Source organism: Leptospira terpstrae serovar Hualin str. LT 11-33 = ATCC 700639, from assembly GCF_000332495.1.
GTDB classification, from domain to species: Bacteria; Spirochaetota; Leptospiria; order Leptospirales; family Leptospiraceae; genus Leptospira_A; species Leptospira_A terpstrae.
Genome location: NZ_AOGW02000006.1, coordinates 452937 through 466269 on the forward strand (window position 1 = coordinate 452937; position 13333 = coordinate 466269).

Annotated in this window: 13 protein-coding genes and 4 tRNA genes; 4 read left to right on the forward strand and 13 right to left on the reverse strand. The window is 39.0% G+C overall.

The window, feature by feature from the left end; all coding sequences use genetic code 11:
- Window positions 1–115 precede the first annotated feature (115 nt).
- From LEP1GSC203_RS04090 to LEP1GSC203_RS04110, 5 genes are all read right to left on the reverse strand, one after another.
- Window positions 116–202 (reverse strand) — tRNA-Ser (locus tag LEP1GSC203_RS04090).
- A gap of 45 nt (window positions 203–247) precedes the next feature.
- Window positions 248–688, reverse strand: a complete 441-nt coding sequence (locus LEP1GSC203_RS04095; protein ID WP_002972303.1) for a nucleoside deaminase — start codon at window positions 686–688, stop codon at window positions 248–250.
- 1 nt (window position 689) lies between these two features.
- A tRNA-Arg gene (locus tag LEP1GSC203_RS04100) sits at window positions 690–763 on the reverse strand.
- A 392-nt stretch (window positions 764–1155) separates the two neighbouring features.
- Window positions 1156–1242, reverse strand: a tRNA-Ser gene (locus LEP1GSC203_RS04105).
- A 7-nt stretch (window positions 1243–1249) separates the two neighbouring features.
- Window positions 1250–1333: transfer RNA gene (locus tag LEP1GSC203_RS04110), tRNA-Ser, on the reverse strand.
- A gap of 70 nt (window positions 1334–1403) precedes the next feature.
- Here LEP1GSC203_RS04110 and LEP1GSC203_RS04115 point away from each other — a divergent pair.
- Window positions 1404–2519, forward strand: coding sequence for a class I SAM-dependent RNA methyltransferase (locus LEP1GSC203_RS04115; protein ID WP_002972165.1), 1116 nt, complete (start codon window positions 1404–1406; stop codon window positions 2517–2519).
- 61 nt (window positions 2520–2580) lie between these two features.
- Here the strand turns inward: LEP1GSC203_RS04115 and LEP1GSC203_RS04120 are convergent, their stop codons facing one another.
- From LEP1GSC203_RS04120 to LEP1GSC203_RS04145, 6 genes are all read right to left on the reverse strand, one after another.
- Window positions 2581–2781 carry a YgaP family membrane protein gene (locus tag LEP1GSC203_RS04120; RefSeq protein ID WP_002972894.1) on the reverse strand — a complete coding sequence of 67 codons (201 nt, stop codon included), beginning with the start codon at window positions 2779–2781 and terminating at the stop codon, window positions 2581–2583.
- A 47-nt stretch (window positions 2782–2828) separates the two neighbouring features.
- Window positions 2829–3707: an alpha/beta fold hydrolase gene (locus LEP1GSC203_RS04125; protein WP_002972818.1), complete on the reverse strand. Its 879-nt coding sequence runs from the start codon at window positions 3705–3707 to the stop codon at window positions 2829–2831.
- On the reverse strand, window positions 3688–4701 hold the full coding sequence (locus LEP1GSC203_RS04130; RefSeq protein WP_002972480.1) for an alpha/beta hydrolase family esterase: 1014 nt from the start codon (window positions 4699–4701) through the stop codon (window positions 3688–3690). Before LEP1GSC203_RS04130 ends, LEP1GSC203_RS04125 begins: the two co-directional genes overlap by 20 nt.
- Window positions 4698–5171 carry a WbuC family cupin fold metalloprotein gene (locus tag LEP1GSC203_RS04135; RefSeq protein WP_002972418.1) on the reverse strand — a complete coding sequence of 158 codons (474 nt, stop codon included), beginning with the start codon at window positions 5169–5171 and terminating at the stop codon, window positions 4698–4700. Before LEP1GSC203_RS04135 ends, LEP1GSC203_RS04130 begins: the two co-directional genes overlap by 4 nt.
- Window positions 5149–5340, reverse strand: coding sequence for a (2Fe-2S)-binding protein (locus LEP1GSC203_RS04140; protein ID WP_039937230.1), 192 nt, complete (start codon window positions 5338–5340; stop codon window positions 5149–5151). Before LEP1GSC203_RS04140 ends, LEP1GSC203_RS04135 begins: the two co-directional genes overlap by 23 nt.
- Window positions 5341–5456: 116 nt before the next feature.
- A complete protein-coding gene (locus tag LEP1GSC203_RS04145; RefSeq protein ID WP_002972678.1) occupies window positions 5457–6533 on the reverse strand; it encodes a glycosyltransferase family 4 protein in 1077 nt (358 codons plus the stop codon).
- 136 nt (window positions 6534–6669) lie between these two features.
- On the opposite strand from LEP1GSC203_RS04145, the gene folE reads away from it, so the two are divergent.
- Together folE and acs are read left to right on the forward strand one after the other, a co-directional pair.
- Window positions 6670–7266 (forward strand): GTP cyclohydrolase I FolE, encoded by a 597-nt coding sequence (gene folE, locus LEP1GSC203_RS04150; RefSeq protein ID WP_408605593.1) that lies wholly within the window; start codon window positions 6670–6672, stop codon window positions 7264–7266.
- An 83-nt stretch (window positions 7267–7349) separates the two neighbouring features.
- Entirely contained in the window at window positions 7350–9314 is a 1965-nt protein-coding gene (acs, locus tag LEP1GSC203_RS04155; protein WP_002972581.1) for an acetate--CoA ligase, read from the forward strand.
- Window positions 9315–9420: 106 nt separating this feature from the next.
- Here the strand turns inward: acs and LEP1GSC203_RS04160 are convergent, their stop codons facing one another.
- Window positions 9421–10590 (reverse strand): tetratricopeptide repeat protein, encoded by a 1170-nt coding sequence (locus LEP1GSC203_RS04160; protein WP_002972716.1) that lies wholly within the window; start codon window positions 10588–10590, stop codon window positions 9421–9423.
- Window positions 10591–10660: 70 nt separating this feature from the next.
- On the opposite strand from LEP1GSC203_RS04160, the gene LEP1GSC203_RS04165 reads away from it, so the two are divergent.
- Window positions 10661–12808: a sodium-translocating pyrophosphatase gene (locus tag LEP1GSC203_RS04165; RefSeq protein ID WP_039937109.1), complete on the forward strand. Its 2148-nt coding sequence runs from the start codon at window positions 10661–10663 to the stop codon at window positions 12806–12808.
- Window positions 12809–12898: 90 nt separating this feature from the next.
- Here the strand turns inward: LEP1GSC203_RS04165 and LEP1GSC203_RS19540 are convergent, their stop codons facing one another.
- Window positions 12899–13321, reverse strand: coding sequence for an Ig-like domain-containing protein (locus LEP1GSC203_RS19540; protein ID WP_198008543.1), 423 nt, complete (start codon window positions 13319–13321; stop codon window positions 12899–12901).
- Window positions 13322–13333: the final 12 nt, after the last annotated feature.

Sequence of the window (13333 nt, forward strand, 5' to 3'; positions counted from 1 at the left end):
GATATTTGATTCTACCGCATTGATAATGTATATTTGTAAGCGTTCCGAGAGGTTGCAACTAAAATTGCCGAAAGATTTCTAAGTGGCTTGGGGAAAGTAAAAGGAAGGTAGAACCTGGCGGAGAGACCGGGATTCGAACCCGGGGTGCTTTTGGCACACATGCTTTCCAAGCATGCACAATAGACCACTCTGACATCTCTCCAATGGTTTCTACTGGCTTCCATAAAAAGAAACGGTCATAAGAATTCTACCTTTTCTCTTTGAAAAAACTAAGAAATTCAAATTTTATGTGGGATCTCGGAATGAGGGTACACTTGGGAAAGTGATTCAGTAAATAAATGGATTCTGTTGTGTAGGAAGAAATTCCTTCCCCAGGTTTTGCTGGAACAAAATAAACTACTTCAGGAATTTTTACTCTTAAGATGGCACCTGCACAGAGGAGACAAGGTTCCAATGCAGTGATTAAAATAGCATCTGTCAGGTAACGACCTTCGGTTTTCGAAAGCGCATCTTCTATGGCTAAGAATTCGCTATGTTTTGTAGGATTTAATGTTTGTTCAACGGAATTGAAGGCGGAAGAGAGAAGAAGTCCATCTCTTGTAATGATCTCAGAATAGGAGGGAATTTCGTTTGGATGGTGGGAAACTGCTTCTGCGTATCGCTCTAAAAACGAGTCGAATGCTTCCACTTGCGCCCAAGAGGATTTGAACCTCTAACCTTCTGATCCGTAGTCAGATACTCTATCCAGTTGAGCTATGGGCGCGATGAATGCTTGAAGCATTTTTACCCAGTCCAAAAGAATGGGTATCACTATGGTTTTTTTCAAGCGGATGGAGTAAATCAAAAATCCAGCGATTCCTAGATAAAGTAGTACGGATAGGAGGTGGATGGTGGCAGCTAAATAGAGGCCAACGAAGGGAAGAACGGAAACCACTTGGGCTAATAACAAGCCTATTAAGAACAAACAAGTATTAACTGCTGAATACAAACAAACAGTAACAAATTCAGGAATGTTTCGTTTCCAAGTAAAAACTGGTACCCAAGAGAAATACAAAGGCAAAACCGCAAAAATTTTTGCCGCTTCGTCAGTGACTAGATAGGCTTGGATTTTTTCTAATTTGTCTTTGATTTGAGTGGTATTCATGACGGTAACAACGGAGACGCAGGGATTCGAACCCTGGGTACGATTGCTCGTACGACGGTTTAGCAAACCGCTCCTTTCGGCCACTCAGGCACGTCTCCAGCGACTCGGAGAAGGTAGGATTCGAACCCACGGTGGGATTACCACGACGGTTTTCAAGACCGCTGCTTTAGACCACTCAGCCACTTCTCCAAGAGTACCTATCCGTTATGTTAAATGCGAGTGCAGTGTCAAATGAATATTCAATGAATGGTTCTAGAGAATGGAAAAGTTGCGTATAAAATTAGAAAAGTGGGTCAATGGTGGTTTCTGTTTAGCTCACCATGAGGGGCATGCCGTCTTTGTTGAGGGTGGACTACCCGGCGAATTGGTAGACATAAGTCTTTATAAAACTGGAAACAAAGAATGGTTCGGATCTGTTTCCGAAGTCATTGAACCATCGGAAAGTAGAATCCCCTCTGATTGTTCTGTATTTATGGAGTGCGGCGGTTGTAGTTATCGGCACATCTCCTATCAAGATGAGGTGGAAATCAAAACCACACTTCTAGAAGGAATGTTTCCTAAATGGAAAGGGAAAATCCAAGTGGTGAAAGGGCCAGAAAACGAGTACAGAAATAATGTACAATGGCAATCGAATGGTAGAGAAATCGGTTATTTCTCAAAAAATTCCCATCGTATAGTAAAAGAATCAAATTCAGTCTGTAAAACAGTCGATAAACGTTTGTTATGGGATATGGTTCCCGCTGGTCTCCAGAAATCGGTTGCAAAAAACAAAGTGATCCAACTTCGTTTGTCTTCCAAATCTGTTGTAAATTATGAAAGAGACCAAACAGAAATCACTATTTTTAATACTAAGTTAAAAGTTCCCGAACGCGGTTTTTTTCAAATAAATCGGTTTCTATTAGAACCTTGGCTTGAAAAAATTAAATCTCTGTTACCAGACTCTGCCAATATTTTGGAACTCTTTTGTGGTTGTGGTACCATTGGAATTTCGATACGAGAAAAAATTGAATCGTTGTATGGAATGGAATCTCACGAAAAAAGTATTCGCTATGCAAAGGAAAATGCAAAGACGAACAGTGCATTGCAGTTTGAATATGAAGTAAGCGATTTATACCAAAAACACCTTCCGAAACATGTTTCTACGATTCCTATATGGATTGTCAATCCACCAAGAGCTGGGTTAACGGAAGGAATTATCGAATCTGCTTCTATGTTTTCACCAAAACAAATTATTTACTCTAGTTGTAATCCAAGTACACTCAAACGAGATATTACAAGATTAGAAGCCATAGGATATAGACTGACATATATGGGTTTATTTGATTTTTTTCCAAGAACCCAACATTATGAAGTATTGGTGAGTTTGAAAAAGTAAGGAACAAACATACAACTCACAAAGTTTATTTTGTGAGTTGTATTCTTTGTCCGAGAGGTGTTTATTTTTCTTTAGTTGTAAATTTAAAAGGAAGGTATGCTGGGCAAAATCCAATTGCTGAAGTTGCAATCATAACAAGTCCAATAGCAAAAAGTACTATTGCTGTTGTTCCTTCTACGACTCCACCCAAATACAATCCACCTAATACCAAACCAACGACAACTCGAATGATTCTGTCATAAAGACCCATATTTTGAAACATATTCAATCTCCCTAAAATACATATGACGAATAAAAAGGAATGGTTTCTTATTTATTTTTTTGTAACCATTCTAAAATCAACTTTGTAACTTCTTCTCTTTTCTCCCAATGAAGAAAGTGACCTGCATGGTCGAAACCAATTTTACGAAATCCACGAGGGAAGTCCGTTTCATCGATTAGGTGCTCAAAAAGATTTTTATGGAAACAACCATCATTTAGTCCATAAAGAATTTGAGTGGGAACTGTAATTTGAGAATCTAAAATTCCTAATATACTTTCCCTACCTGATTCTGTGAATAAATCATTTAAATTTCGATAATAAGCAAGAGCAGAAGAGAGAATTCCGGGATTTTGAAAGTTCGCTTTAATCTCAGCTAGATGGTCTTGATTTGGAGTAAATCCTGGCGACCAATCTTTCCATAAAAAATCAACAAGTGCAAAACCATTGGAACGAATGGTCAGTTCAGCCAAGAAGGGAATTTGAAACAAAACAACATACCAGGAATGGATAGTTTGTTGCGGAGCCCAAAAGAAGGAATCTTGGTATGTTCGAAGTAGAGGTACGCCGAGGCTCGTGATTGATTTGATTCGGTTTGGGTAGTACATTCCTGCAGCAAAAGCTATTACAGCTCCCCAATTATGACCCACCAAATGCACAGAATCCCATCTGCGATCTTCCATCCAACCAAGGATATCATCGACTAAATCTACTACGTGAAGCTTATGAGCATGGGAAATAGTAGAAGGTTCATATCCTCGCATAACAGGAGCAATACAATGAAAACTCTTTTTACCAATTTGTTCCATAATGGGAGCAAAAGTTTTATGGTTATCTGGAAAACCATGGAGGAAAAGAACAGGTTCCCCTGATCCAGTTTCTAAAGTGGTAAATACAGTGGATGAATTTCTAATTTCCGAATGATGCATTGTTTACCAACTTTTCTTTTTTATAAGTAGTTCTAAAAAATTGTAACACAATTTCCCTTGTATCCAAGTCCTTACTTAAATACCCGTATTGTTTTTCGTTTTGGTAATAAAAGCCATTAGGCCAAATATGACCTCCTCCTGGTATCAAATACCCTTCCACCTTTTGGTCCGAATGACAATCGGTAAACTGCGTGTATTGTATGTCACGTTTCCAAAATTTGTTTATATGACGTTTTTTCGATTTTGTCTCTTCTTTGCAGGAAAAACTAGAACTCCAAAATTCTAATGATTCTAAATAGGAGAGCACATCTCCTGCAGCAATACGTTTGGTATCGTTGTTGGGATCTGCTGGGATTGCTACTGTTCCCCCTAAATAAGGTACTACATCATCTGAGGTTCCCATAATGAATCCAATGGATTTATGTGGCGGTGGATTACAAATTTCTTTTAGACCTCTGGAAGTAACAGCGGCAACAGAATATCCAGAACTAAATAAATCTGGAGCTTCGCATAACAAACGCTGCGTCATGAAACCACCATTAGAAATTCCAACGGCATGAATTCGGCTATAATCAATTGGAATTTGTGTATCTAAATGATTTAGCATATCACGGAAAAAATCCACATCTTTAGTATTACGTTTATCTGTTAAGGAATGAGGGATTTTTCTTCCATCGTTCCAACGATTTGCATAACCATCAGGGTAAACGGCAATGAACCCATATTCTTCGGCCTTTTCGGACATACGTGTGAGGTAAATCATTCCTTCCCCACTCCCACCACCCCCATGCAAAATAAAAACTACAGGCAGTCGGTTTTCTTTGATTTGTTTTGGAATGTAATATCGGAAGGTTCTTAAAATTCCATCCGAGGAAATAGATTCAAATTTATGTTCTTTAACGGGAACAATGGAAGGCAGGGATTTACAAAAAAAGGAAAAAGAAACCATAAGGAGTGTCAGATAAAATCTTCTAAGGAATGAAATCCAATTCATACAAACAAAGATTCAAATGATTTAATTGTTTCGGGAACCTTTGGATTCCCTTCTAGAGGATATTTAGGATGAAACTCTTTATCAATCGTTGGATCATAGGGACCGGACTTTCCTTCAAAACAAACTGCATTCTCAGACAAACAAACTAAGCTATGCCAAACACCGGGTTTTAGGTCGATTCCTCGTTTGGGACCACTTGCTGAAAGTTTATGAGCTTCTTTAATTTCGCCACTTTCTTCGAAGATTAAAAACCCAATTTCGCCATTCAAAACCACGAAGGTTTCTGGTTTAGGATCCGACAAATGTCTGTGAGGTGGAATGTAGGTATCTTTTGAAAGAACGTTTAAAAATCTTTGGTATACTTCCGATTGTTCGTGGAAGTTGTGATTAGTACGTTTTCTTTCGGTGTTTTGTGCTTTTTTGACGAGAGATTCGATTAAGTTTGAATCAATGAGCTGTATTTCCTGCAAGTTGACCTTCCAATTCCTGCTCGATGAAGGCTAACATATCCGGAACACAAGCCGTACATGTATCAGCAGCTCCCATCTCGCGGGCAACTTCTAGTATAGGTCGATTGGATTCTTTGACAACATTTAAGATAGATTCAAAGAAAACTTCTGCACAGTGACACTTGATCATGGTTCTGAGAATCAGTCTCGGATGATCCCAATGGTACGACAAGAATTTTTTTGCTCTGAAAATTCCTTTTCTGAGTCGGAATTTAGGGAATATAACAGATTCCTTTCTACTTTCTTCTAAAAATGTTGTGATATCAAAGGTTGGTAGACTTGCTTTAATTTTTGAATGGCTGAAAGCCAAGTAAATCGGGCCGCATTTTTGATTCCTAATTTCGCCAAAGTTTGGCTTCTCTTTTGGTCCTTTAGCAAAGAAAGCAATTTAGTCTGAAATGATTGAGAATCTTTTGGGTCGAAGGGTTCGTAGCTGGCATCTAAAACTTCAGGTAGCACACTGGCATTGGAGGAGAAAACAGGAGTTCCTACACTTTGGGCTTCTAAAACTGGAAATCCAAATCCTTCAAAGAGAGAGGGAAAGAGAAAAAGTTTTGCTGCTTGGTAAGCGAGGGGAAGTTCAGCGTAAGGAATGTGAGATAAAAAATAAATTTTATCTGGATACTTCTTTTGAAATTCTAGAAAATCTTTTGGAATTTCTTTACTCAAACCACCAACAACCAAAGGCAATGAAAGTTTTTTCTTATCCCATAACTCTTCTAAATTAGATAACAAAAACGGGAAATTTTTATGTGTTTTTCCGATTCCAACTGTAAATAAATAAGATTTCGGTAATTTATTTTTTTTAATAAAATTAGAAACTTCGTTTGGATTTTTTTTGGAAAAGTTTTTTAAATCGATTCCGTTATACACCACAGTGATCTTTTTTTCAGAAAAACCAAAATGATTGACTAAGTCTTGTTTGGTGAATTCAGAAACAGCAATAATTTTGAGTGCAAACCATTTGATCCATCGAAACACGATATGCATATACATTCGTTTGACGAACGAACTATGAGCCGCCTTAAAATGGTAAGGAATTAGATCATGGATGGTAACAATGCACTTTCGAATGTATGGAAAAGGTATATTAAAATGAGGTATATCCAAAATATCCATATTTGCCATTTGAGGGTGGCCTAAAAATTCTTTGGGTGAATAAATATTGGTTTTGTATTCTATGATTCTTGCTTCTTTGGGAATGTCGTATTTTTTTAGAACTACCGGATCGCCGAAGATATATAAATGAGCTTCCTCCGGAGGGATAGGCCAAAATTTTAAAATATGTTGGATACGAATCCCAATCCCCGAATTTTCGATCATCCGTGCATCGTAACCTATTTTAAGTGGCATTGGATCTAGATTATGTCCTTTAGAATTAATTTAAAAAAAGGAAATGTGTCTTTTCCTTTCTGGTAGAGTCTAGTCAAATTGGTAGTGATAATTCTGCATTCATAATTTGGAAAGCAGCCTCACAAGGAACATATCTGTAAAAAGGAATCGGATGGAAAACTTAATCGAAGAAATCCTAAAACAAATTGGTGAAGATCCTAAAAGAGAGGGTCTTACGAAAACTCCGAGTCGCGTGAAAAAAGCGTATGACTTTTTGACAAGCGGGTATAAAGCCGATTTGAACCAGATTGTCAACGGAGCTATCTTCGAAGAAAACACAACAGGGATGGTTCTAGTGCGTGATATTGAAATGTATTCACTCTGCGAACACCATTTGCTTCCTTTTTATGGAAGAGCACATGTTGCTTACATTCCCAATAAAAAAATCATTGGTATTAGTAAAATTCCAAGAATTGTGGATGTTTTTGCACGTCGTTTACAAGTCCAGGAACGCCTAACCGACCAAATTGCCCAGGCCATCCAAGAAACTTTGGATCCACTTGGGGTGGGGGTTGTCATCAAAGCAAAACATTTATGTATGATGATGCGCGGGGTAGAAAAACAAAATTCAGAACTCTTTACTTCTAGTCTTCTTGGTCTATTTAAAACGGATCCAACGACACGAAGTGAATTTTTGGATTTGATTCGAACTGGTTCGCATTAAGTTCAATTTTTAAATTCTATTTTTAAGATTCATGCTGGACTTTTCTAAAAAAAAGTTCAGCATTCTCTCTCTAGAGGGAATCTATGCCGAAAGAAAGAATCGTGGCACCGTCCAAAGACTTCGCAAAACTTGCGAACGTTAGTTTAAAAGAATACAAAACCAAATATAAAGAATCCATTGAAAAACCAGAAAAGTTTTGGGCCGAACAAGCAAAACGCCTAACATGGTTTAAAAAATGGACCAAAGTCCTCAAACATGATTTTGCAAAAGCAAAAGTGGAATGGTTTGTTGGTGGCAAACTCAACGTTTCTTACAATTGTTTAGATAGACATTTAGATTCTCCACTCAAGAACAAAGCAGCTCTGATCTGGGAAGGCGACAACCCCGATGAATCGAAAGTACTTACTTATCACGACCTCCATCGCGAAGTGAATTATTTTGCTAACGTTTTAAAAAAGTTCCAAGTGAAAAAAGGGGACCGCGTACTCATTTATTTGCCTATGATCCCTGAACTTGCAATCGCAACACTTGCATGTACTCGTATTGGTGCAGTTCATTCTGTTGTATTCGGTGGATTTTCTCCCGAAGCACTACTTGGTCGAATTGAAGATTGTAAACCTACTCTTGTGATTACAGCAGACGGTGGATACCGAGGTGGCAAACCCATTGAATTAAAAAAGAATGTCGATGTTGCTTTGGAAGAAACCAAATTTAAAGTAAAAGATGTTATCGTTGTAAAAAGAACTGGGGATGAAGGAAACTTAAACTGGAAAGAAGGCCGAGACCACTGGTACCACTACCTAATGAAGGAAGCAGATGTTCGAAAAGAATGCCCGCCCGTGCCAGTAGATTCGGAAGACCCGCTTTTTATTCTTTATACTTCTGGTTCTACCGGAAAACCGAAAGGAGTTCTTCACACAACCGCAGGATATTTGTTAGGTGCCAATCTTACTTTTGCAACTATTTTTGATTATAAAGAAACGGATACCTATTGGTGTACGGCAGACATAGGTTGGATCACAGGGCATAGTTATATTCTCTATGGACCTTTGTCCAACGGGGCAACTTCTCTTATGTTTGAAGGTGTTCCTAGTTACCCCGATGCAGGACGGTTTTGGGATGTAATTGATAAATATAAAGTTACTGTATTTTATACAGCACCTACTGCCATCCGTGCCTTGATGCGAGAGGGACTTGAGCATATCAAAAAAAGATCACTGAAGTCTTTACGACTCCTCGGCTCCGTGGGCGAACCGATCAATCCAGAAGCTTGGGAATGGTATCATGAAAATATTGGAAAATCAAAATGTCCCATTGTAGATACTTGGTGGCAAACAGAAACAGGATCGATTATGATCTCTGGAGTGCCTGGTGCTATACCACAAAAGCCAGGTTCGGCAAGTTGGCCATTTTACGGTATCCAACCGGTTCTTGTTGACAATGAAGGTGTGGAAATTAAAGGAAAAGGAGAGATCTCTGGAAACCTTTGTATCGCCAAACCTTGGCCTTCGATGATGCGGGGAGTGTATGGAGATTCCAAACGATTCTTTGATACTTACTTTTCACAATTCAAAGGATACTACTTTACTGGGGATGGTGCCAACAAAGACAAAGATGGTTACTTTCGGATCACAGGAAGAGTTGACGATGTTTTAAATGTTTCTGGCCATCGTATTGGTTCAGCAGAAGTAGAAAGTGCTCTTGTAGAACATAAATCAGTGGCCGAAGCAGCTGTAGTTGGATTTCCCCATGACATTAAGGGTCAAGGAATCTATGCTTATGTGACAGTAAAGCAAGGAGTCACAACCAATGATGCCTTAAAGAAAGAGCTCATTGCTATGGTTGAAAAGGTAATTGGTAAAATTGCAAGGCCAGAAGTCATCCACTGGGCTCCTGGACTTCCAAAAACACGTTCAGGGAAAATCATGCGTCGTATTTTACGAAAGATTGCCAATAATGAATTTGATACACTCGGAGATATCAGTACACTTGCTGATCCATCCGTTGTACAATCGTTAATTGATGATAAAAAGAAATACCATAGTTAAAAATGTAATTTAGTTAAATCCAATCCCTTTCTTTTAGTAAAATCTCAAAGGAAATGGATTGGATTTCGAAATCTTGACCTCTGCATTTGAATTGGTTACAGACATTTTAAAGATCCTGTGGGAGGATAGAAAAAGGTCCTATAACTCTCAGGAATTCCAATTCTTCAAATTCTGAGTCACGATCTTTTAGTTTTTGTCTAAATTCGTTTGCCTTTGCTGTATCGTGTTTCGTAAACCAATAGATACAAAAAAGTAAATACTCTCTATTCTTACGATAAGTGTTTTGATGGTTTTCCAATTCAATCGCCGTAAGTTTGTTTTGGTTCATAAAGTCTTTTACGAGAGAGTCAATGGCTAGAGTGTCTCTATCTTTTCCTAGATTCGCATAACTTTGTCTAATGAGAAATAAAATCTCTCCTGCGTCGGAGTTCGGATAAAATTTTAGTAAATTATAAAATCCACGTCGAAACAAAGAAAGTGATTCTAAATATCTTTGTTTTTCTTGAAGATAAACTCCATACCGTGTAAAATATCTGGTTTCGTTTAAAAATACGGTGGCTGTCCACTGGTAAGCTTGTTCTAGGAGTTCTGACTGGCGGCCTCTTCTTGCAAGAATCAATGTTTCATACATAGCCTCTTCTCTTGGAAAATAAACTAAATACCGTAAACTTAAATCATCCGCTTCTTTCCATTTTTTGTTTTTGATATTTTTTAAAAGACTTGTTTGTAGAGCCTCTTTTTCGGAAACAAAAGTTTTGTCAGATTCTAAGGATTGCATGTACTTTTCGTATTCTAATTCTAATCCAAGTTGTCGGGATAAAATGGCAGCTGTATACAATCTGTACTTAGCATTTGGTTTTTGTTCTAAGTACAATTGAGTATAGAACAAAGCTTCCTTTTGTTTCCTTTCTTTTTCGTAAAAATCAGCTACGTACAAAATTAAATCGAGTTGGTCTTTTTTCTTTTTAATCGATTCTTCATAGGCATGGATTCCTTCAAAGATTTGTCCCAGTTTCATATGTGCTCTCGCCGCTAAATTGTGGTAACGAAAGTCAGGATCAGGATTTATTTCTTTGGCTTTGATGAGGAAATCGAAGGCTTTAGCGGGGGTTTCTTGGACAATTTTGTCTTCTGCCATACGCAAAAGATCTTCATAACCATAAAAGGCCTTAACAGGGTTCAGAACCTCTGTTTCTGCTAAATTTGGGCTGGAAACTAGAAATAGACTTGTTGCCAAAACACCAAATTGCCATATTCTCCTAGACCGAAGTATCATCTATGGATTCTCATCGGTCATCTTCTAAATAATCTTAGAAATTCAAATAAACAATCTCAAAGAGGATCTCATGAATGTAGAGTTAATCATAATCGTCATGGCGCTTGTTTCCATTGCCACGGCGATTTTCTACGCAGCACGGGTGGTACGCATCCAAGTGGGCGCAGACGGTGGCGACGTAAAAGAAACCGCAAAACTTAAAGAAATCTCCGCCGCGATCGCAGAAGGGGCTATGGCCTTCCTTCTCAGAGAATACCGAGTCATTTTGCTATTTATCAGTTTCATGACAGTTCTCATCTATTTACTTTTGGACAATCCAAAGACAGAGTTCAACGAAGGGATTTATACTTCCGTTGCCTTTGTATCTGGTGCCCTCATTTCTTGCCTTTCCGGTTTTATTGGAATGAAGATTGCGACAGCAGGGAACGTTCGTACGGCCCAAGCAGCAAAAACTTCCCTTTCCAAAGCATTCCGAGTGGCTTATGACTCCGGTGCCGTAATGGGTTTTGGACTGATAGGTTTGGCTGTTCTCGGTATGATTGGACTTTTCCTTCTGTTTACTGGTGCAAACGTCGGTGTAGCAAAACATATCCTTATGGAATCACTTGCGGGATTTGGTTTAGGTGGTTCTTCTGTAGCACTGTTTGGTCGTGTGGGTGGTGGTATTTATACCAAAGCTGCAGACGTAGGTGCTGACCTTGTTGGTAAGGTAGAAAAAGGAATTCCAGAAGATGATCCAAGAAACCCTGCAACCATTGCTGATAACGTAGGAGATAACGTCGGTGACATTGCTGGTATGGGTGCTGACCTTTTTGGTTCAGCAGCGGAAGCCACTTGTGCAGCTCTTGTGATTGGTGCCACAGCATCAGCACTTGCTGACAATAACTCAGCTTTACTTTATCCACTTTTGATTTCTGCGATTGGAATCCCTGCATCTCTCATCACAACATTTTTTGCTCGAGTGAAAGAAAATGGAAATGTTGAGAAGGTTTTAAAATTCCAACTTTGGATATCTACTTTTATCGTAGCGATCGCTCTTTACTTTGCTACTGATATCTTTATGATTGATAGTTTCCAAATCGGGGACAAAACGATCACAAAATGGAATGTTTATATTTCAGTCGCATTAGGTTTGTTTGCTGGTATGTTCATTGGTTGGATTACTGAGATTTACACTTCTCATTCTTACAAACCAGTGCGTGAAGTTGCAGATGCTTGCGAAACAGGTGCCGCTACAAATATCATTTATGGCCTTGCTCTTGGTTACAAATCCACAGTGATTCCGGTGATCCTACTTGTGATCGTGATTGTTGTTTCCAATATCCTTGCGGGTATGTATGGAATCGCTATCGCTGCGATTGGAATGATTTCCACCATTGCAATTGGTCTTACTATTGATGCTTACGGCCCAGTTTCCGACAACGCGGGTGGGATTGCTGAAATGGCAGAACTTGGAAAAGAAGTTCGCGATAGAACGGATACCCTTGATGCAGCCGGTAACACAACTGCGGCAGTAGGAAAAGGATTTGCTATTGGATCTGCAGCTTTAACATCACTTGCTCTATTTGCTGCCTTTATCACAAGAACACAAAATGCTTCCAAAGAAATGGGAGAAGGTGCGATTGATCTTACTTCGATCGAACTTTTAGATCCTTTGGTGTTTGGTGGACTTCTTTTTGGTGCCATGCTTCCTTTTATTTTTTCTGCCATGACTATGAAGTCTGTAGGAAAAGCAGCCCTTGATATGGTAAAAGAAGTTCGTCGCCAATTTAAAGAAATCCCTGGTCTCATGGAAGGAACTGCAAAACCTGAGTATGCAAAATGTGTAGATATTTCTACTTCAGCAGCTCTTCGCGAAATGATTCCTCCAGGTCTTTTGGTTCTTTTAAGCCCAATCGTTGTAGGATACCTGTTTGGTGTGAAATCACTTGCTGGTCTTCTTGCCGGTGCCCTTGTATCGGGTGTAGTACTTGCTATCTCTTCTGCCAACTCTGGTGGAGCTTGGGACAATGCAAAAAAATACATTGAGAAAACTGCCGGTGGAAAAGGTTCTGAGAAACACAAAGCAGCGGTTGTAGGTGATACAGTAGGAGATCCGTTTAAAGATACTTCTGGCCCTGCGATCAACATTTTGATTAAACTTATGGCGATCACCTCACTTGTGTTTGCTGAATTTTTTGTAACAAAAGGTGGTATCGTTTTAAATTTCTTTAAATAAGAAATCGAATTCGAAATTACTTTAATTTAGTGGAGACTTTCTTCGGGATGTTTCTGTCAAAGAAGCCGGCGGAAACGTCGGCTTTTTTGTTTATAAAGTAGTGAAACTAAAACTTGTATTTGTGCCTAAAGTCAGTCCAAAAATCGATTGGATGTTTTGATTAAGAGTGATGGTATAAGTAGTTCCCGTGACGAGGGCACTTGCTGGTGTGAGAGTGATGGTTCTGTTGGAAGCACCACCTGTGAGACTAGGGCAAGAAGGAGAACAGCTTATATTTGTATTGAGCGAAGTCGATTCGATGGCTTGTGTCATTACAATGGTGATAGTGGGAGTCAGTGAAACACCCGTTGCCCCATTACTTGGATTAGTTGATTCTATGGAGAAGTTAGCTGATGTTTGTGTGATGAGAGGAAGTACAAGGACTCCTAGAAGCGAAGGTTTTGGCTCAGGCAAACAAGCCAGAGAGGAAAAAACAAATAAAACCAGAATTCGTATTTTCTTCCACATTGGCATAGGTTCTAGATT

Excerpts from the sequence above, each read along its gene's own strand:
- LEP1GSC203_RS04125 (WP_002972818.1), bottom strand. The coding sequence starts at position 3,707 with ATGCATCATTCGGAAATTAGAAATTCATCCACTGTATTTACCACTTTA.
- LEP1GSC203_RS04165 (WP_039937109.1), top strand. The coding sequence starts at position 10,661 with ATGAATGTAGAGTTAATCATAATCGTCATGGCGCTTGTTTCCATTGCC.
- LEP1GSC203_RS04130 (WP_002972480.1), bottom strand. The coding sequence starts at position 4,701 with ATGAATTGGATTTCATTCCTTAGAAGATTTTATCTGACACTCCTTATG.
- acs (WP_002972581.1), top strand. The coding sequence starts at position 7,350 with ATGCCGAAAGAAAGAATCGTGGCACCGTCCAAAGACTTCGCAAAACTT.
- LEP1GSC203_RS04145 (WP_002972678.1), bottom strand. The coding sequence starts at position 6,533 with ATGATCGAAAATTCGGGGATTGGGATTCGTATCCAACATATTTTAAAA.
- LEP1GSC203_RS04115 (WP_002972165.1), top strand. The coding sequence starts at position 1,404 with ATGGAAAAGTTGCGTATAAAATTAGAAAAGTGGGTCAATGGTGGTTTC.
- LEP1GSC203_RS04120 (WP_002972894.1), bottom strand. The coding sequence starts at position 2,781 with ATGTTTCAAAATATGGGTCTTTATGACAGAATCATTCGAGTTGTCGTT.
- LEP1GSC203_RS04140 (WP_039937230.1), bottom strand. The coding sequence starts at position 5,340 with ATGATCAAGTGTCACTGTGCAGAAGTTTTCTTTGAATCTATCTTAAAT.
- LEP1GSC203_RS19540 (WP_198008543.1), bottom strand. The coding sequence starts at position 13,321 with ATGCCAATGTGGAAGAAAATACGAATTCTGGTTTTATTTGTTTTTTCC.
- LEP1GSC203_RS04160 (WP_002972716.1), bottom strand. The coding sequence starts at position 10,590 with ATGATACTTCGGTCTAGGAGAATATGGCAATTTGGTGTTTTGGCAACA.